The 18,214-nt window shown below is 71.5% G+C and carries 11 protein-coding genes and 1 riboswitch; of the genes, 4 read left to right on the top strand and 7 right to left on the bottom strand.

Annotated features, from left to right (window positions below; all coding sequences use genetic code 11):
- Window positions 1-6 precede the first annotated feature (6 nt).
- Window positions 7-1,539: a D-alanyl-D-alanine carboxypeptidase family protein gene (locus tag ACGFR7_RS04595; protein WP_393312888.1), complete on the top strand. Its 1,533-nt coding sequence runs from the start codon at window positions 7-9 to the stop codon at window positions 1,537-1,539.
- Between the two features lie 223 nt (window positions 1,540-1,762).
- On the opposite strand, the gene ACGFR7_RS04590 is transcribed toward ACGFR7_RS04595, so the two are convergent.
- From ACGFR7_RS04590 to trpS, 3 genes are all read right to left on the bottom strand, one after another.
- A complete protein-coding gene (locus tag ACGFR7_RS04590; protein ID WP_393312886.1) occupies window positions 1,763-2,770 on the bottom strand; it encodes a YihY/virulence factor BrkB family protein in 1,008 nt (335 codons plus the stop codon).
- A gap of 304 nt (window positions 2,771-3,074) precedes the next feature.
- The gene (locus ACGFR7_RS04585; RefSeq protein ID WP_393312884.1) at window positions 3,075-3,659 is read right to left on the bottom strand and encodes a 2'-5' RNA ligase family protein; all 585 of its coding nucleotides are present in this window, start codon (window positions 3,657-3,659) and stop codon (window positions 3,075-3,077) included.
- Window positions 3,660-3,863: 204 nt separating this feature from the next.
- Window positions 3,864-4,874: a tryptophan--tRNA ligase gene (trpS, locus tag ACGFR7_RS04580; protein ID WP_393314162.1), complete on the bottom strand. Its 1,011-nt coding sequence runs from the start codon at window positions 4,872-4,874 to the stop codon at window positions 3,864-3,866.
- Window positions 4,875-5,132: 258 nt separating this feature from the next.
- On the opposite strand from trpS, the gene ACGFR7_RS04575 reads away from it, so the two are divergent.
- Entirely contained in the window at window positions 5,133-6,545 is a 1,413-nt protein-coding gene (locus tag ACGFR7_RS04575; protein ID WP_393312882.1) for a cytochrome P450, read from the top strand.
- A gap of 58 nt (window positions 6,546-6,603) precedes the next feature.
- Here the strand turns inward: ACGFR7_RS04575 and glyA are convergent, their stop codons facing one another.
- Window positions 6,604-7,881, bottom strand: coding sequence for a serine hydroxymethyltransferase (gene glyA, locus ACGFR7_RS04570; protein WP_393312880.1), 1,278 nt, complete (start codon window positions 7,879-7,881; stop codon window positions 6,604-6,606).
- A 41-nt stretch (window positions 7,882-7,922) separates the two neighbouring features.
- Window positions 7,923-8,014: riboswitch (ZMP/ZTP riboswitch) on the bottom strand.
- A gap of 129 nt (window positions 8,015-8,143) precedes the next feature.
- Here glyA and rocD point away from each other — a divergent pair.
- Window positions 8,144-9,349, top strand: coding sequence for an ornithine--oxo-acid transaminase (gene rocD, locus ACGFR7_RS04565; protein WP_393312878.1), 1,206 nt, complete (start codon window positions 8,144-8,146; stop codon window positions 9,347-9,349).
- A 114-nt stretch (window positions 9,350-9,463) separates the two neighbouring features.
- Window positions 9,464-10,318 (top strand): FAD-dependent oxidoreductase, encoded by an 855-nt coding sequence (locus ACGFR7_RS04560; protein ID WP_393312876.1) that lies wholly within the window; start codon window positions 9,464-9,466, stop codon window positions 10,316-10,318.
- A gap of 43 nt (window positions 10,319-10,361) precedes the next feature.
- Here the strand turns inward: ACGFR7_RS04560 and ACGFR7_RS04555 are convergent, their stop codons facing one another.
- From ACGFR7_RS04555 to ACGFR7_RS04545, 3 genes are all read right to left on the bottom strand, one after another.
- Window positions 10,362-11,552, bottom strand: a complete 1,191-nt coding sequence (locus tag ACGFR7_RS04555) for a glutathionylspermidine synthase family protein (protein ID WP_393312874.1) — start codon at window positions 11,550-11,552, stop codon at window positions 10,362-10,364.
- A 14-nt stretch (window positions 11,553-11,566) separates the two neighbouring features.
- Entirely contained in the window at window positions 11,567-11,986 is a 420-nt protein-coding gene (locus ACGFR7_RS04550) for a hypothetical protein (protein WP_393312872.1), read from the bottom strand.
- 260 nt (window positions 11,987-12,246) lie between these two features.
- Window positions 12,247-17,838, bottom strand: coding sequence for an Ig-like domain repeat protein (locus ACGFR7_RS04545; protein ID WP_393312870.1), 5,592 nt, complete (start codon window positions 17,836-17,838; stop codon window positions 12,247-12,249).
- Between the last annotated feature and the right edge of the window lie 376 nt (window positions 17,839-18,214).

Genomic DNA, 18,214 nt, shown 5'->3' with positions numbered 1-18,214 from the left:
CCCAGTATGGGCAGCGGCTCCATCCGGCGGTCGGCAGGGGCACTCTTCCGTGGGGTGCTGTCGGCGCCCCGGGCAAAGGCGGGTACGTTCACCGACGTGCCGACGACCTTCTGTGCCTCCACGGCTTCCACGGATTCCATGGCCTCCACACCTTCCATGGCTTCCACCGATCCGACCGCCCCGTCCGCATCGGCTGCCCCGGCCACGACAGCTGCCCTGACCGCGTCAGCCGGCCCGACCGCATCGGCTGGTGCGACCACAGCGGCTGCCCCGGCCGTGACCGGCGATGCCGGTCGCGCGGCGCGCAACGGCTTCCCCCTGCGCACCGCCGCCGCGCTCGCCGCCTCCGGGCTGCTGGCTTCCCCGCTGCTGGCCGGCACCGCACACGCCGATCCCAAGACTCCCGCGCCGCCGTCGACGATGTCGCAGATCGGCGGGGGCCGGCTGGGCACTCCCGGCGTCCAGGTGGCGCTGAAGCCCGGCGCGCCGAAGCTGCCGGGCCCGGACACGCTGACGGCCCGCTCGTGGATCGTCTCCGACGCCGAGTCCGGCAAGGTGCTGGCCGCCAAGAACCCGCACTGGCGGCTCGCTCCCGCCAGCACGCTGAAGATGCTGTTCGCCGACACGGTGCTGCCGAAGTTCCCCAAGAACGAGAAGCACACGGTCAAGCCCGCCGACCTGGCGGGGATGGGAGCCGGCAGCAGCCTGGTGGGGATAAAGGAGAACCTGAGCTACACGGTCCACGACCTGTGGCTGGGTGTCTTCCTGCGGTCCGGCAACGACGCGGTGCACACGCTCTCCGCGATGAACGGCGGGACGAAGGCCACCGTCACGCAGATGCAGCAGCGGGCGAAGGAACTGAACGCCAACGACACGCATGTGGTGACCCCGGACGGCTATGACGCGCCGGGCCAGGTCTCCAGCGCGTACGACCTGAGCCTGTTCGCCCGGGAGGGGCTGCGGAACGCCGACTTCCGCGAGTACTGCTCGACGGCCAGTGCGCAGTTCCCCGGTGAGGAGGGCAAGGGCGGCAAGCGGGCGACGTTCGGCATCCAGAACACCAACCGCCTGCTCAGCGGCGATTACGACATCAAGCCGTACCCCGGGATCGCGGGGGTGAAGAACGGTTCCACCACCAACGCGGGGTCGACCTTCACCGGCGTCGCCCAGCGCGGCGACCGCAAGCTCCTCGTCACGGTCATGAACCCGGAGAAGAAGGAGCACAACGAGGCCTACAAGGAGGCCGCCAAGCTGTTCGACTGGGGCTTTGCGGCGGCCGACAAGGTGGACCCGGTCGGCCGGCTCGTCGGCCCCAGGAGCGAGGACGACGGCACCGGCGCCGTGAGCGCCAAGGGCAAGGGCAAGGGCGCGCACGAGAGCACGCAGGCGGCGCTGAACGGCACCGGCGGAATGGACGCGGCATGGACCGCGGTGGGCATCGGCAGCGGTGTGCTGGCGCTGCTGGGCATCGTGGCGTTCGCCGTGCACCGGCGCCGGCCGCTGCCGGAGCTGCTGCGGGGCCGCCGGTCCCGTAAGTGACCTGGGCGGGTGCAAGTGAGCTGGGCGGGTGCAAGTGAGCTGCACCGGTGTGGTGCGCGTGAGCTGCACCGGTGTGGTGCGCGTGAGCTGCGCCGGTGCGAGTGCCCCGCGCCGGTGCGCGTGACCTGCGGGGGCGCGTGACCTGCGGAGGTCCGATTGACCCACGGGGGCCGATTGACCCACGGGGCCCGAGTGACCCGCCGGGGGGAAGGACGGATGGTCGTCAGGCCGCCCGGGGGCGCTCCTGCCCCTCCGGTCGCTCCCGCTCCCCCGGGCCCGGCGGCCCGTCCGGCGCCTCCCGCCGCTCCGGCCCATCCGGTCCGTCCGGTCCGCCCGGTCCGTCCGGCCCGTCCGGCGTCGTGAGGTCTTCGTCCTCCGCCTGCCGCTCTCCCTCCGTGGCCGTCCAAGAAGCGCAGTACACCAGCAGCTTCGCGGTGAAGTTGATCCACAGCAGCAGCGCGACCGGGGTGCCGAAGGCGCCGTACATGCTCCGGGAGGCGACGCCCTGGAGATAGCCGCTGAGCAGCAGCTTCAGCAGTTCGAAGCCGATCGCGCCGAGGAGGCCGGCGACCACTACGGCGCGGCGCGGCGGATGGACGCCGGGGAGCCTGGTCAGTATGTAGGCCAGCAGCAGGAAGTCCGCGAGGACGGCGATGACGAAGCCGGCGATCGAGAGCAGGACGCTGCCGATGCCGCCCTCCGGCAAGCCGATCGCATGGGCCACCTTGCCCACCGCGGCGGACGCGAAGGTCGAGCAGGCGAGGGAGAGCACGGCGACGCCGCCGACCCCGAGCAGCAGGACGCCGTCGCGGAGCTTGCTGAGGAAGAAGTTGGTCTTCTCGTTGTCCTTCTCCCAGACGGCCCGCAGGCAGTCGCGCAGCGACTCGACCCAGCCGATGCCGGTGAGCAGCAGCGCGGCACCGGCGACCAGGCCGATGGTGGTGGCGTTGTCGACGAGTGCGGCGATGTCGAGCTGTCCCGAGATCCCGGGCAGCTGCTCGGCGATCTTGTCCTCCAGCTTGTGCAGCCGGTCGTCACTGAGCAGTGCGGCGCCGATCGCGGCGGTGACGGTGAGCAGCGGGAAGAGCGCGACGAAGCTGGTGAAGGTGATCGCGGCGGCGAGCCTGGTCCAGTGCACCCGGAGCATCCGCTCATAGGCACGCCAGAGGTGGGTGGTCATCAGCCAGGTGACGGCCGGTCCGATCACCGGCAGCTTGCTCAACCAGTCCATGGCGTTCCCCTCGTGCGGTGCCGGCGTCCCGGGCGTCCCGGGCGTTCGTTGCCCTCGTGCCCTTGTGCCCTTGTGCCCGCCGGTCCGTGCAGGATGTCAGGCGACCGCCCGGGCCGATCGGAAAGACGCGCCCTGACCTCCGGGTCCGGGCAGCGGGAAGCCCCGTACGGGAGCAGGAACGGCGCCGCGGCAGACACCACGGGCGACCGGACGGCAGGGACGGCAGGGACGGCAGGGACGGCAGGGACGGCAGGGACGGCAGGGACGGCAGGGACGACCCTTCCAGCGGGGCACGGCCGCGGTGTCAGCAGGAAGCCGCCGGCGGCCGGGAGAGGTCGGCGGCCTGGCGCGGGACGGCGGCCGTCTGGGGGCCGAAGGGGTACTCCCGCTCCAGCCGCCACACCGCGTCCGGACCCTGCTCGTACAGCGCGAAGCCACCGATCGTCCACGTCGCGCAGAAGTCCCTGAGCCCGGCCTGGGCGCGGTCCATGGCTTCTTCGTCGATGCCGTGGGCGACGGTCACATGCGGGTGGTACGGGAACTGCAGCTCGCGTGCGCAGGGGCCGGAAGCGGCACGGATCCGGGCCTGGAGGGCGGTGCAGCCCGTCACGCCCTCGGTGACCTTTACGTAGACGACCGGGGAGAGCGGCCGGAAGGTCCCGGTGCCTTCCAGGCGCAGCGGGAAGGGGCGGCAGCCGGCCGCGACCTCCGCGAGGTGGCGTTCGATGCCGGGCAGCGCGTCGGCGCTGACCTCCGTCGGCGGGAGGAGGGTGATGTGCGTGGGGATGCCGGGTGCGGCCAGGTCCCCGAAGCCCGCGCGCTTCCTCTGGAGGAAGCTGCCGTACGGCTCCGGGACCGCGATCGAAACGCCCAGCGTTACGGTCCCCACTGCGTTCTCCCTCCTGACGTATGTGCGGCGCGCTCGCGCACCCTCTTAGTGTGCCGGGTGCGCGCCCTTCGCGGGGAGCGTCCTCAGCCGTCTTGTGCGCAGGCACAGGAGCCCCCACGGGTGGGAGGCCCGGGTCCTGTGCGGTCCGCGCGGCCGGTTGCGGCCCGCCGTACGGACGCTCCCGGCCGTGCGCGGACCGTGCCGTCAGTGCTTGGCCGGCAGCAATCCGAGCCGGTCATAGGTGGTGGCGAGGGTCTCGGCGGCCACCGCGCGAGCCTTCTCCGCACCCTTGGCCAGGATCGAGTCCAGCGTCTCGGGGTCGTCCAGATATTCCTGCGTACGGTCCCGGAACGGTGTGACGAATTCGACCATCACCTCGGCGAGATCGGTCTTGAGCGCGCCGTACATCTTGCCCTCGTACTTCTGCTCCAGCTCCGGGATCGTGGTGCCGGTGAGGGTGGAGTAGATGGTGAGGAGATTGGAGACACCGGGCTTGTTCTCCGCGTCGTAGCGGATCACGGTGTCGGTGTCGGTGACCGCGCTCTTGACCTTCTTCGCGGAGGCCTTCGGCTCGTCGAGGAGGTTGATCAGGCCCTTGGCGCTGGCGGCCGACTTGCTCATCTTGGCCGACGGGTCCTGGAGGTCGTAGATCTTGGCCGTCTCCTTGAGGATGTACGGCGCCGGGATCGTGAACGTCTCGCCGTAGCGGCCGTTGAAGCGCTCGGCGAGGTCGCGGGTCAGCTCGATGTGCTGGCGCTGGTCCTCGCCTACCGGGACCTGGTGGGCCTGGTAGAGCAGGATGTCGGCGATCTGCAGGATCGGGTATGTGAACAGGCCGACGGAGGTGCGGTCGGCGCCCTGCTTGGCGGCCTTGTCCTTGAACTGCGTCATCCGCGACGCCTCGCCGAAGCCGGTGAGGCAGTTCATCACCCAGCCGAGCTGGGCGTGTTCGGGCACATGGCTCTGGATGAAGAGCGTGCAGCGCTCCGGGTCGAGGCCGGCGGCCAGCAGCTGGGCGGCGGCGATCCGGGTGTTGCGGCGCAGCTCGGCCGGGTCCTGGGGGACGGTGATCGCATGCAGGTCGACCACCATGTAGAAGGCGTCGTGGGACTCCTGCAGCGCCACCCACTGGCGCACCGCACCGAGGTAGTTGCCGAGGTGGAAGGAGCCGGCGGTGGGCTGGATACCGGAGAGCACACGCGGAGAACTCTGCATGGCGGAGCCATTCCCCTGAGGGTGGTCGTGAGCGACGGTCGGGCGATCGAGAGCCATGCCATCGATTGTCTCAGGTCCGCAAGGGGGGACCGGCGCAAGGTGGCGGAACGTGGTGCGGGCCGTCGCCGGGGGCAGAGGCGGCCTGTTCGCGGGGGCCGGGAGCTGGCATCGTGGCTCGGGGCTCCGTGCCAGGCTCCGCGCCAGGGCTCCGCGCTACGTGCTCCCCCGGATCTCTGACCCGATCTGCGAGGACCGCCGATGACCGACGCCCGCCGTCCCGCACCACCGGCCGACGCCCCCCTTCCCGTGCCACCGGCCGACACCCGCCCTCCCGTGCCACCGGCCGACACCCGCCCTCCCGTGCCACCGGCCGACACCCGCCGTCCCGCACCACCGGCCGACACCCGCCCTCCCGTGCCACCGGCCGGCGCCGCCCCTCCCCCGCGCACCGACGCGGCGCCGCATCCGCTGGCCCCCGGCGGCGCCGGCCGGGCCGCGGCCGATGCGCTGCTGCGGGCGGCCGGTGCGGTGGTCCCCGTCCTGCTGCCCGGGGAGGTGCCCGCGGTCGCCGTCACCCGTCACGAGGTGCTGCGCGAGGTCCTTGCCCACCCCGAAGTCGCCAAGAACGCCTGCCATTTCGCCGCCCTGCACGACGGCACCGTGCCGCCCGGCTGGCCGCTGGCCACCTTCGCCACGGTCGACGGGATGACCACGGCCGACGGGGCCGAACACCGGCGGCTGCGCGGCCTGGTGACCAAGGCGTTCACCGCGCGGCGGGTGGCGGCGCTGCGGCCCCGGGTGGTGGAGCTGACGGCCGGGCTGCTGGACGCGCTGCCGGGGGCCGCCGCGGCCGACGGCACGGTGGATCTGCGCCGGCACTTCGCCTACCCCCTGCCGATGAGCGTGATCTGTGAACTGCTGGGCGTGGACGTCGCGTTGCGCGACCGGCTGCACGAGCTGTCGAACCTGATCGTGAGCACGACCGGCACGGCCGGCGAGGCACAGGCCGCCCACCGCGAGATCATCGCCGTCCTCGCCGAGGTCGCCGAGGCCCGGAGGGCGGACCCGGGCGACGATCTGACCAGCGCGCTGCTCGCCGCCCAGGAGGAGGACGGCGACCGGCTGAGCGGCCGGGAACTGGTCGGCACCCTGCTACTGATGATCATTGCCGGGCACGAGACCACGCTCAACCTGATCACCAACGCGGTGCGGGCCCTGTGCACCGGCCGCGGGCAGCTGGAGCTGGTGCGCAACGGGCGGGCCACCTGGGACGACGTGGTCGAGGAGACGCTGCGCTACGACAGCCCGGTCGCCCACTTCCCGTTCCGTTACCCGGTCCGGGACCTGGAGATCGGCGGCACGGTCGTCCCCCGCGGGACACCGATGCTGGCCTCCTACTCCGCGGCCGGCCAGGACCCGGACGCCTACGGCCTCGACGCGGACCGGTTCGACGTCACCCGGCGGCCCGCCGCCCGGCACCTCTCCTTCGGCCACGGACCGCACTACTGTCTGGGCGCGCCGCTGGCCCGGCTGGAGGCGACCGTCGCCCTGGAGGCGCTGTTCACCCGGTATCCGGCGCTGGACCTCGCCGTCCCGGACGCGGAGCTGCCGCCGCACCCGAGCTTCATCGGCAACAGCACCCACGTCCTGCCGGTCCGGCTCACCGGCTGATCACGGGCAGCCGGTGAGGCCGCCGGTGCTCAGCGGGTGAGCCGCCGCACCCCGGGCCTCAGGCCGTCGCGAGCCCCGGCGCCGGGTAGGCCGCCATGAGTTCCGCGACCTCCGTACGGATCACCGCCAGCGCCTCCTCGTCGCCCTTCGCCGCGGCCTGGACGCTGCGGTCGATCCACTCGGCGACCAGCGGCATCCGGTCCGTGCCCAGCCCGCGGGAGGTGAGGGACGGGGTGCCGAGGCGGATGCCGGAGGGGTCGAAGGGCTTGCGGGGGTCGAAGGGGACGGTGTTGTAGTTGACGACGATGCCGGCCCGGTCCAGCGCCTTCGCGGCGACCTTGCCCGGCACGTCCTTCGACGTGAGGTCGATCAGCACCAGGTGGTTGTCGGTGCCACCGGAGACCAGGTCGTAGCCACGGGCCAGCAGCGCCTCGGCGAGCGCCTTGGCGTTGGCGACGACGGCATGGGCGTAGTCACGGAAGGACGGGGCGGCCGCCTCGCGCAGGGCGACCGCGATGGCGGCGGTGGTGTGGTTGTGCGGACCGCCCTGCAGACCGGGGAAGACGGCCTTGTCGACCGCCTTGGCGTGGCTCGCCCGGGACATCAGCATGGCGCCGCGCGGGCCGCGCAGGGTCTTGTGGGTGGTGGTGGAGATGACGTCCGCGTGCGGGACGGGCGAGGGGTGGGCGCCGCCCGCGATCAGACCGGCGATATGGGCGATATCGGCGACGAGGACGGCGCCGACCTCCCGGGCGATCTCCCCGAACGCGGCGAAGTCGATGGTGCGCGGGACGGCGGTGCCGCCACAGAAGATGATCTTCGGGCGTTCCTTGCGGGCGAGCTCGCGCACCTCGTCGAAGTCGATGAGCGCGGTGTCGGCGCGTACGCCGTACCGGACGCCGCGGAACCAGGTGCCGGTGGCCGACACTCCCCAGCCGTGCGTGAGGTGACCGCCCATCGGCAGCGCCATGCCCAGCACGGTGTCGCCGGGCTCGGCGAAGGCGAGGTAGGCGGCGAGGTTGGCGGGCGAGCCTGAGTACGGCTGGACGTTGGCGTGCTCCACGCCGAAGACGGCCTTGGCGCGCTCCACGGCCAGCGTCTCGACGCGGTCGATGTTCTGCTGGCCTTCGTAGTAGCGACGGCCCGCGTACCCCTCGCTGTACTTGTTCTGCAGGACGGTGCCGGTGGCTTCCAGGACGGCGGCGGAGACGTAGTTCTCGCTGGGGATCAGCCGCAGGGTGTCGGACTGGAGCTGCTCCTCGGCGCCCACCAGCGCGGCGAGTTCGGGGTCGGCGGCGCTCAGCGCGGGATGCGAAAGGGGAAGGGACTGGGACATGGCGTCCTCCGGGGCGGTCGATCGGTGATCCGGTCGTGGTCCCGGGGTGCCCAGGCGGGGCGGCACCTCGTGGTGGTGGCCGCACACCGCTTCCTCGAGGTTGTTTCCCCGTACGCCAGTCGCGGTGCGCACCGCAGAGTCTAGGACACCCCCGGCCCCTGTCCGGCGGATCTTCGCAGGCCCGTCGCTCCTGGCCGGCGCGACAATGGAGAGGGGCGCGGCAGTGCCCGCGCCCCGCACGGTCTACCGAACGGAGTCACCGGTGACGTCCACGGAACGCAGCATCGCCGCCGCCGAGGCCCACAGCGCGCACAACTACCATCCGCTGCCCGTCGTCGTGGCCACCGCCCAGGGTGCCTGGGTGACGGACGTGACGGGCCGGCGCTACCTGGACATGCTCGCCGGGTACTCCGCGCTGAACTTCGGGCACGGCAACCGCCGGCTGCTCGACGCGGCCAAGGCCCAGCTGGAACGGGTCACCCTCACCTCGCGCGCCTTCCATCACGACCGGTTCGGCGACTTCTGTACGCAGCTGGCCGCGCTGTGCGGGATGGAGCTGGTGCTCCCGATGAACACCGGCGCCGAGGCGGTCGAGACCGCGGTGAAGACGGCCCGTAAGTGGGGCTACCAGGTCAAGGGCGTCCCGGACGGCCAGGCGAAGATCATCGTCGCGGACCACAACTTCCACGGCCGGACGACCACCATCGTCTCCTTCTCCACCGACCCAGAGGCCCGCGCAGGCTTCGGCCCGTACACCCCCGGCTTCGAGATCGTCCCGTACGGCGACCTGACCGCGATGGAGGCCGCCCTCGACGACCACACGGTCGCGGTGCTGCTGGAGCCGATCCAGGGCGAGGCGGGGGTGCTGGTCCCGCCGCCGGGCTATCTGGCCGGCGTACGGGAGCTCACCCGCAGCCGGAACGTGCTGTTCATCGCCGATGAGATCCAGTCGGGGCTGGGCCGCACCGGCCGGACCTTCGCCTGTGAGCACGAGGGCGTGGTGCCCGACATGTATGTGCTGGGCAAGGCGCTGGGCGGCGGGGTGGTGCCGGTCTCGGCGGTGGTCTCCTCCCGCGAGGTGCTGGGCGTCTTCGCGCCCGGCGAGCACGGCTCGACGTTCGGCGGGAACCCGCTCGCCTGCGCGGTGGCGCTGGAGGTGCTGGCGATGTTGCGGACCGGTGAGTTCCAGCAGCAGGCCGTGGAGCTCGGCGAGCATCTGCACAGCGAGCTGGGACTGCTGGTGGGCGGCGGCGCGGTGGACGCGGTGCGCGGCCGCGGACTGTGGGCCGGAGTGGACATCAACCCGTCACGCGGCACCGGACGGGAGATCTCCGAACGGCTGCTGGCGCGCGGGGTGCTGGTCAAGGACACCCATGGCGCCACCATCCGGCTCGCCCCGCCGCTGGTGATCAGCAAGGAGGACCTGGACTGGGGGCTGGAACAGCTGCGGGGGGTGCTGGCGGGATGAGACCGGGGCCGGACGCGCGCTGCCGCCGTGTGCCGTCCTCCCACGGGACAGCCCTCAGGCCAGAAGTGAGGCCGGGGCGACGAGCCGGGCACGTTCGTGGAGTTCCCGGGCGGAGTGGTTCAGCTCAGCTCGGCCGACGATCTCATCCACGAAGCCCGCCGCATGCTTGCCGGACGGGCATGGACACCCGGGGAACTGCACCTGCCGGCCGTGGAATTCACCGCATTCCTTACCGATGTACGCCGGCTGACCAAGAGCCGGGGCGGGCGCTTGACCGCCCTCGGCCACGTCATGCAGTTCCCGTGGGACGAGCGGGGCCGGCCCCGCCAGGGCATCGGCGCGAGTGACGCCGCACTGCTCGACACCTGGCCCGGCCTGCAGTTCGACAACACCCGCGACTACATCATGCTGGGGTTCGGCGGCGCGGCACGGAACCTGCCCGCCGGCGTCCTTGGGATGAACGGCCGGCAGTTGCACGACCTCACGGTCGAGCTCACCCGCACCTGGGACGCCCGGCTGCGCAAACTGTCCGAGCTGGCCGACCCGTCCACCTGCTTCCCCCTCAACATCCGCACCTCGGTCCCCATCGAGCGGCGGGCCACCAGCAACGTCACCCTGATCGGCGATGCCATCCACACCATGACGCCGGGCCGCGGGGTGGGAGCGAACACCGCGCTGCGCGATGCCGAGCTGCTGTGCGCCAAGCTGGTCTCGGCCCGGGACCGCGAGGTGCCGCTGATGGCGGCTGTCCGCGACTACGAGACGCAGATGATCGACTACGGCTTCGAGGCGGTCAGGAAATCCCTGGCGCAGATGCGGGGAAGCGATCCGGTCCACAAGCCGGTCATCGGCCGAGCGGTGCCGGCCGGGATGCGTACCGGGATGCGGGTGGTCAACCATTCGCCCCCGCTCAAGCGCAGGATGGCCGCCGCCGCACAGCAGTACCGCGGCCATGACCGCGACGCATAGCGGCGGCCCGACCGGCGTCCCCGCCGCGCGCCGGGCCGCCGCCTCAGCGGATCACATGCGGCAGAAAGCGGGCGTATTCATCGGTGACCGGCCCCGCCGACTCCCGGATGCCGAGGCCCGCCGACTCGTCCTCGACGACCCAGGCGCCGAGGACGACCCGATTGCCGTCGAAGTCCGGCAGCGGAGCCAACTCCTGGTAGCAGCAGGGGTCGTCGGGCCCCCGCAGTACCGGCTCGGCGCCCGGCTCGTGCAGGGTGACACCGGCGCCCTCCCGGCCGAGCAGCGGCTTGGCGACGTAGCCGCGGGTGTGCGCCAGCTCGCGCGGCCCGTCGAGGTAGGCGGGCAGCAGGTTCGGATGCCCCGAGTACAGCTCCCACAGGATTGCCAGCAGCGCCTTGTTGGAGAGCAGCATCTTCCAGGCGGGCTCGATCCAGAGCGTGGAGCCCGTTCCGCCGCCGTTGTCGAGGGTGTCCAGGACGAACGGGCCGAAGTCGTCGGTGGCCAGCCACTCCCACGGGTAGAGCTTGAAGCAGGCCCGCATGAAGCGCAGCCGCTGGTCGACGAAGCGGCCGGAGAGCCGGTCCCAGCCGATGTCCTCCATCGAAATGGTGACCGTCTCCAGGCCCGCCTGCTGCGCCGTCTCCTCCAGGTAGGCGACGGTCATCAGGTCCTCGCCGAGCTCATCGTCCGCCGAGTGCGCGAAGTGCAGCGGCGCGCCGGGCGGCAGCAGCTGGGCCTGCCGCTTCCAGGCCGCCACCAGCCGCTCGTGCAGCGAATTCCACTGGTCGGCGCCGGGGAAGCGTTCCTCCATCCAGAACCACTGCGGGCCGGCCGCCTCGACCAGTGAGGTCGGCGTATCGGCGTTGTACTCCAGCATCTTGGCCGGGCCGCTGCCGTCGTAGTGCAGATCGAACCGCCCGTAGAGGGAGGGAAGTTCCTCGCGCCGGCGCCAGGACTCGGCGACCAGGCGAGCCAGCCGCGGGTCCTCGATGCCGAGGTCGGCGAGGCGGTCGTGCTCGACGAGGTGCGCGGCCGCGGCCAGGCACATGCCGTGCAGTTCCTCGACGACCTCCTCCAGGGCCTCGACCTCGGGGAGGGTGAAGGAGTAGTAGGCGCTCTCGTCCCAGTACGGGCGCAGCGAGTCGTCCGGGTAGCGGGTCAGGGGGTAGATCAGGCCCTGCGCCTCAACGGTCTGCTGCCAGCCGGGGCGGGGTTCGATGGTGTGGCGTTCCATGCCGTTCGGTCCGCTCAGCCGCCGAAGGAGCCGTGCCGGCCGCCGCCCGATCCGGAGCAGCCGAAGCCGCCCCGGTTGACGGCCGTGGTCTTGCTGAAGGTTCCCTCGTCGGCGTACTTGCCGCCGGCGTTGTTCGGGTCGTAGTACCACTGGCCGTCGACGGGCGTCTTGGCCCCGGTGCCGCCTCGGCCCTTCGTGCCGTATCCGCCGCTTGCGGTGCTTCCGGTGCCACTGCTTCCGGAGGACGAACTGCCGCCTGCCGCGCAGTTCTTGGAGTCGACGATGCGGTAGCCCTTGAGGGTGTCGTAGCTGTTGCGGTCCACACAGCGCTTGTCGGGCTCGGAGCCGCAGGACGTCAGTGCGGCCGCCAGGGCCCCCATCCCGCCCAGTATCACCGTGCTCGACCGCAGCCGCCGACGTGCTTTCTCTGCCATGTTCTGCCTTCCCCCGTGAGCATCTGGAACATCTGGAACATCTGAGTCTCTGGGACTCTGAAGCTCCGGAACATCTGGATTTCTGGAACATCCGTTGGAGCGGAGCCAGCGTAGACGTCCCCCTTGGGACCGCCGCAAGGCGGGAGGCCGGTGCGGCGGCGGACACGCAAGACGGGCGTCGGGCCGCCCTCGGGGAGGACGGCCCGGCACTGTGGATGGTGGTGCGGTTTGTGGATGGTGGTGCGGTAGGGGACGGGGGGTCAGGGGCCCGCGAGGACGGTCTGGGTGTCGGTGTCGCTGGAGCCGGTGAAGTTGGTGTCACCGGCGTAGACCGCCGTGATGATGTAGACGCCGGTGGTCAGCGGGGTGCTGACCGCGGCGACACCGGAGCCGTCGAGCGTGCCGTTGAGGTTGATGGTGGTCACACCGTCGGTGACGGTGAAGTTGACCGTTCCGGTCGGGACGCCGCTGCCCGGCGCCACCGCCGAGACGAACGCGAGGATCGCGACCGTGTCGCCGGAGTTGGAGGGGTCGGGGAACGAGGTGGCCGTGATGGTCGTGGAGGCCTGGCTGACGGTCTGGGTGTCCGTGCCGCTGGAGCCGGTGAAGTTGACGTCGCCGCTGTAGGTCGCGGTGACGTTGTGGACACCCGCGTCAAGCGTGCTGGTGGTGACGGTGGCGACGCCGCCGGAGACGGTGCCGGTCAGTGTGCCGCCCCCGCCACCGTCAATGACGAAGACGACCGAGCCGGTCACCGTGCCGGCGCCGGGCGGGACCGGCGCCACCGTGGCGGTGAAGGTCACCGTCTGCCCGAAGACCGACGGGTCGGGCGAGGACGTGACCGTGGTGGTCGTCGCCGCCTGAGCGACCGTCTGCGTGTCGGTGCCGCTCGACGCCGCGAAGTTGGCGTCACCGTTGTACGTCGCGGTGACGGGGAACGTACCCGCGTTCAGCGCGCTGGTCGTGACGCTGGCCGTCCCCCCGGAGAGGGTGCCGGTCAGCGTCGGACCGCCGGTGATGGCGAAGGTGACCGTGCCCGTGGGCATACCCGCACCCGGTGCGACCGGCGCCACCGTCGCCGTGAACGTCACCGACTCACCGACCACGGACGGGTCGGGCGAGGACGTGACCGTGGTCGTCGTCGCCGCCTGGCCGACCGTCTGCGTGTCCGTGCCGCTGGAGCCGGTGAAGTTGGCGTCACCGCTGTAGGTCGCCGTGACCGTGTACGCGCCCGCGGTCACCAGGCCGCTGGTGGTCACGCTGGTGGTACCGCCACTGAGGGTCCCGGTCAGCGTGACCGTGGTGACCCCGTTCGTCGCGACGAACACCACCGTGCCCGTCGGCGTACCCGCACCCGGCGCCACCGGAGCCACGGTGGCCGTAAAGGTCACCGGTTCACCCACCACGGACGGGTCGGGCGACGACGAGACCGAGGTGGTCGTCGCCGCCTGGGTCACCGTCTGGGTGTCCGTACCGACCGAGCCGTTGAAGTTGGCGTCACCGCTGTAGGTCGCCGTGACGGAGTAAACGCCCGCCGTCACCAGGCCATTGGTGGTCACGCTGGTGGTGCCACCGCTGAGCGTGCCGGTCAGCGTCACCGTGGTGACCCCGTCGGTGGCCACGAAGGTCACCGTGCCCGTCGGCGTACCCGCGCCCGGCGCGACCGGAGCAACCGTCGCCGTAAAGGTCACCGACTCACCGACCACGGACGGGTCCGGAGCCGAGGTCACCGTGGTGGTGGTCGATGCCTGGGTCACTGTCTGGGTGTCGGTGCCGCTGGAGGAGGAGAAGTTGGCGTCACCGCTGTAGGTCGCCGTGACCGTGTAGACGCCCGCGGTCACCAGGCCGCTGGTGCTGACGCTGGTGGTGCCACCGCTGAGCGTGCCGGTCAGCGTCACCGTGGTGACCCCGTCCGTCACGACGAACACCACCGTGCCCGTCGGCGTACCCGCACCCGGCGCCACCGGAGCCACCGTCGCCGTAAAGGTCACCGACTCACCGACCACGGACGGGTCGGGCGAGGACGTAACCGTGGTCGTCGTCGCCGCCTGGCCGACCGTCTGCGTGTCCGTGCCGCTGGAGCCGGTGAAGTTGGCGTCACCGCTGTAGGTCGCCGTGACCGTGTAAACGCCTGCCGTCACCAGGCCATTGGTGGTCACGCTGGTGGTGCCACCGCTGAGCGTGCCGGTCAGCGTCACCGTGGTGACCCCGTCGGTGGCCACGAAGGTCACCGTGCCGGTCGGCGTACCCGCACCGGGCGCCACCGGAGCCACCGTCGCCGTAAAGGTCACCGACTCACCCACGACCGACGGGTCGGGCGAGGACGTGACCGTAGTGGTCGTCGCCGCCTGACCGACCGTCTGCGTGTCCGTGCCGACCGACCCCGTGAAGCCGGCGTCACCGCTGTAGGTCGCCGTGACCGCGTAAACGCCCGCCGTCACCAGGCCATTGGTGGTCACGCTGGTGGTGCCACCGCTGAGCGTGCCGGTCAGCGTCACCGTCGTGACCCCGTCCGTCACGACGAACACCACCGTGCCCGTCGGCGTACCCGCACCCGGCGCCACCGGAGCCACCGCCGCCGTAAAGGTCACCGACTCACCCACGACCGACGGGTCCGGCGAGGACGTGACCGTAGTGGTCGTCGCCGCCTGGCCGACCGTCTGCGTGTCGGTGCCGCTGGAGGAGGAGAAGTTGCCGTCACCGCTGTACGTCGCCGTGACCGTATGCGTCCCCACGCTCAAGGCGCTCGTGGTGACGCTCGCCGTGCCCCCGGAGAGGGTGCCGGTCAGGGTCGGGCCACCGCTGATGACGAACACCACCGTGCCCGTCGGCGTACCCGCACCGGGCGCCACCGGAGCCACCGTCGCCGTGAACGTCACCGGCTCACCGACCACGGACGGATCGGGGGAGGACGTCACCGTGGTGGTCGTCGAGGCCTGACCGACCGTCTGGGTGTCCGTACCGACCGAGCCCGTGAAGCCGGCGTCACCGCTGTACGTCGCCGTGACCGCATAAACGCCCGCGGTCACCAGCCCACTTGTGGCCACGCTGGTCGTACCGCCGCTCAGCGTGCCGGTCAGCGTCACCGTGGTCACGCCGTCCGTCACCACGAACGTCACCGTGCCCGTCGGCGTACCCGCACCGGGCGCCACCGGAGCCACCGTCGCCGTGAACGTCACCGGCTCACCGACCACGGACGGATCGGGGGAGGACGTCACCGTGGTCGTCGTCGCCGCCTGATTGACCGTCTGGGTGTCCGTACCGCTGGACGTGGTGAAGTTGGCGTCGCCGCTGTACGTCGCCGTGACCGTGTGTGAGCCCACGCTCAGCGCACTCGTGGTGACGCTCGCCGTGCCCCCGGACAACGTGCCGGTCAGCGTCGGGCCGCCACTGATGACGAAGGTGACCGTGCCCGTCGGCGTACCCGCACCCGGCGCCACCGGAGCCACCGTCGCCGTAAAGGTCACCGGCTCACCGAAGACCGACGGGTCCGGCGACGAGGTCACCGTGGTGGTCGTCGCCGCCTGGTTGACGGTCTGGGTATCCGTACCGACCGAACCGGCGAAGTCGGCGTCGCCGCTGTAGGTCGCGGTGACCGTGTGGCTGCCGGCGCTCAGGGCGCTGGTGGTGACGCTCGCCGTGCCTCCGGAGAGGGTGCCGGTCAGGGTCGGGCCACCGCTGATGACGAAGGTGACCGTGCCGGTCGGCGTTCCCGCACCCGGCGCGACCGGGGCCACCGTCGCCGTGAAGGTCACCGGCTGCCCGACGAGCGACGGATCGGGCGAGGAGGTGACCGTGGTGGTGGTCGCCGCCTGGTTGACGGTCTGGGTGTCGGTGTCGCTGGAGCCGGTGTAGTTCGCGTCGCCGCTGTAGGTCGCGGTGACGGTGTAAACGCCTGCCGTGACCAGTCCGTTGGTGCTGACGGTGGCGACGCCGGCGCCGTCGAGGGTGCCGCTGAGAGTCACCGTCGTGACCCCGTTGGTGATGAGGAACGTGACCGTCCCGGTCGGCACCCCGCCGCCGGGGAACACCGGCCCGACGAAGGCGGTGAAGTTGACCGTCTGCCCCGTCACGGAGGGGTCGGGGAAGGAGGTGACCGTGGTGACCGTGGACGCCTGGTTGACGGTCTGGGTGTCCGTACCGCTGGAGCCGGTGAAGTTGGCGTCACCGCCGTACGTCGCCGTGACCGTGTGCGTACCGGCCGACAAGGCGCTGGTGGTGACGCTCGCCGTGCCCCCGGAGAGGGTGCCGGTCAGCGTCGGACCGCCACTGATGACGAAGGTGACCGTGCCCGTCGGTGTACCCGCACCCGGCGCCACCGGGGCCACCGTCGCCGTGAAGGTCACCGGCTGCCCGACGACCGACGGGTCCGGCGAGGAGGTGACCGTGGTGGTGGTCGCCGCCTGATGGACGGTCTGGGTGTCCGTTCCGACCGAACCCGTGAAGTTGGCGTCACCGCTGTACGTCGCCGTGACCGTGTGCGTACCGGCGGACAGGGCGCTGGTGGTGACGCTCGCCGTGCCCCCGGAGAGGGTGCCGGTCAGCGTCGGACCGCCACTGATGACGAAGGTGACCGTGCCCGTCGGCGTACCCGCACCCGGCGCCACCGGGGCCACCGTCGCCGTGAACGTCACCGGCTGCCCGACGACCGACGGGTCCGGCGAGGAGGTGACCGTGGTGGTGGTCGCCGCCTGCCCGACCGTCTGCGTGTCCGTGCCGCTGGAGGCGTTGAAGTTGCCGTCGCCGCTGTAGGTCGCGGTGACCGTGTGCGTACCGGGGGACAGGGCGCTGGTGGTGACGCTCGCCGTGCCCCCGGAGAGGGTGCCGGTCAGCGTCGGGCCGCCACTGATGACGAAGGTGACCGTGCCGGTCGGAGTGCCAGCGCCCGGCGAGACCGGGGCCACCGTCGCCGTGAACGTCACCGGCTGGCCGACTGCCGACGGGTCGGGGGCCGAGGTCACCGTGGTCGTCGTGGAGGCCTTGGTGACGGTCTGGGTGTCCGTGCCGCTCGACCCGGCGAAGGTGCCGCTGCCGCTGTAGGTCGCCGTGACCGTATGGGAGCCGACGCTGAGGCCGCTGGTGGTGACGCTCGCCGTGCCGCCCGAGAGCGGTGCCGTCAGCGTGGGGCCGCCGGAGATCACGAAGGTCACCGTGCCGGTCGGGGTACCCGAACCGGGCGGGACGGGGGCAACGGTCGCCGTGAAGGTCACGGCCTGCCCGAAGACCGACGGATCGGGGGACGAAGTGACCGTGGTGGTCGTCGGCAGCAGGGTCGCCTGCACCGTTTGTGTGTCGGTACCGGCGGACGCATTGAATTGGGCATTGCCGTTGTAGGTCGCGGTGATGGCATGTGTGCCGACGCTGAGACTGCTGGTGGTGACGGTCGCGGTGCCGCCCGAGAGCGTGCCCGTCAGGGTGCCGCCCCCGCCACCGCCGATGACGAAGGTGACCGTGCCGGTCGGGGTGCCCGCCCCTGGCGCGACCGGCGCGACGGTGGCGGTGATGGACACCGGCTGCCCGAAGGTCGACGGGTCGGGGGACGAGGTGACGGTCGTGGTCGTCGACGCCTTGCCCACCGTTACGGAGGCCAAGCCGCTGGACGGCGAGAACTGCGCGCTGCCGTTGTAAGTCGCGGTGACGGTATGGAAGCCGACGCTGATCCCGTTGACCGTGACGGTCGCGGTGCCACCCACGAGTGTGCCCGTCACGGTGGGCCCGCCGGTGACGACGAAGGTGACCGTGCCGGTGGGTGTGCCGAGCCCTAGCGGGATGACAGTGGCGGTCAGGGTGACCGGCTGCCCGAAGACTGCTGGATTTGGTGATGCGGATGCCAAGGTGAAGGTGGGTGCCATGGAATGGCCCTCCGGAAGGTGTGATGATGGCGGGCCGTTCAGCTCCCCGTAGCGCATGTCGCTCTGCGGGAAGTGGGCATCAACCTGGGGCGCAGGACCGGTCTTTACTCCCGGCGGCGATTCGCATCTGGGTACCGGTGTGCTCCGTCAGGCCGGCAACCCGCCGGTCGATAGCACCAGTAGGCGCGCGAATCATGACGACGCGCCATAGCCGTCCCGCGCATTTGCCCTGAATGGCCCAGCGCGCAGCGGCTCGCACGGCGCCTCGCGGCGCGCGCTGCGGGGCGCTGAGGTGACGGGCGTCGGTACCGGTGACGCGCGATCGGCGCAGGACCTCGCCGCGAGCCGGTGCCGCACCACCTGCAACGCTGTTGCA

Origin of the sequence: Streptomyces sp. NPDC048516, assembly GCF_043199875.1 — a bacterium.
Lineage (GTDB): Bacteria > Actinomycetota > Actinomycetes > Streptomycetales > Streptomycetaceae > Streptomyces.
Note: the sequence above shows the minus strand (reverse complement) of the source record. Positions and strands in the feature narration are given on the sequence as shown.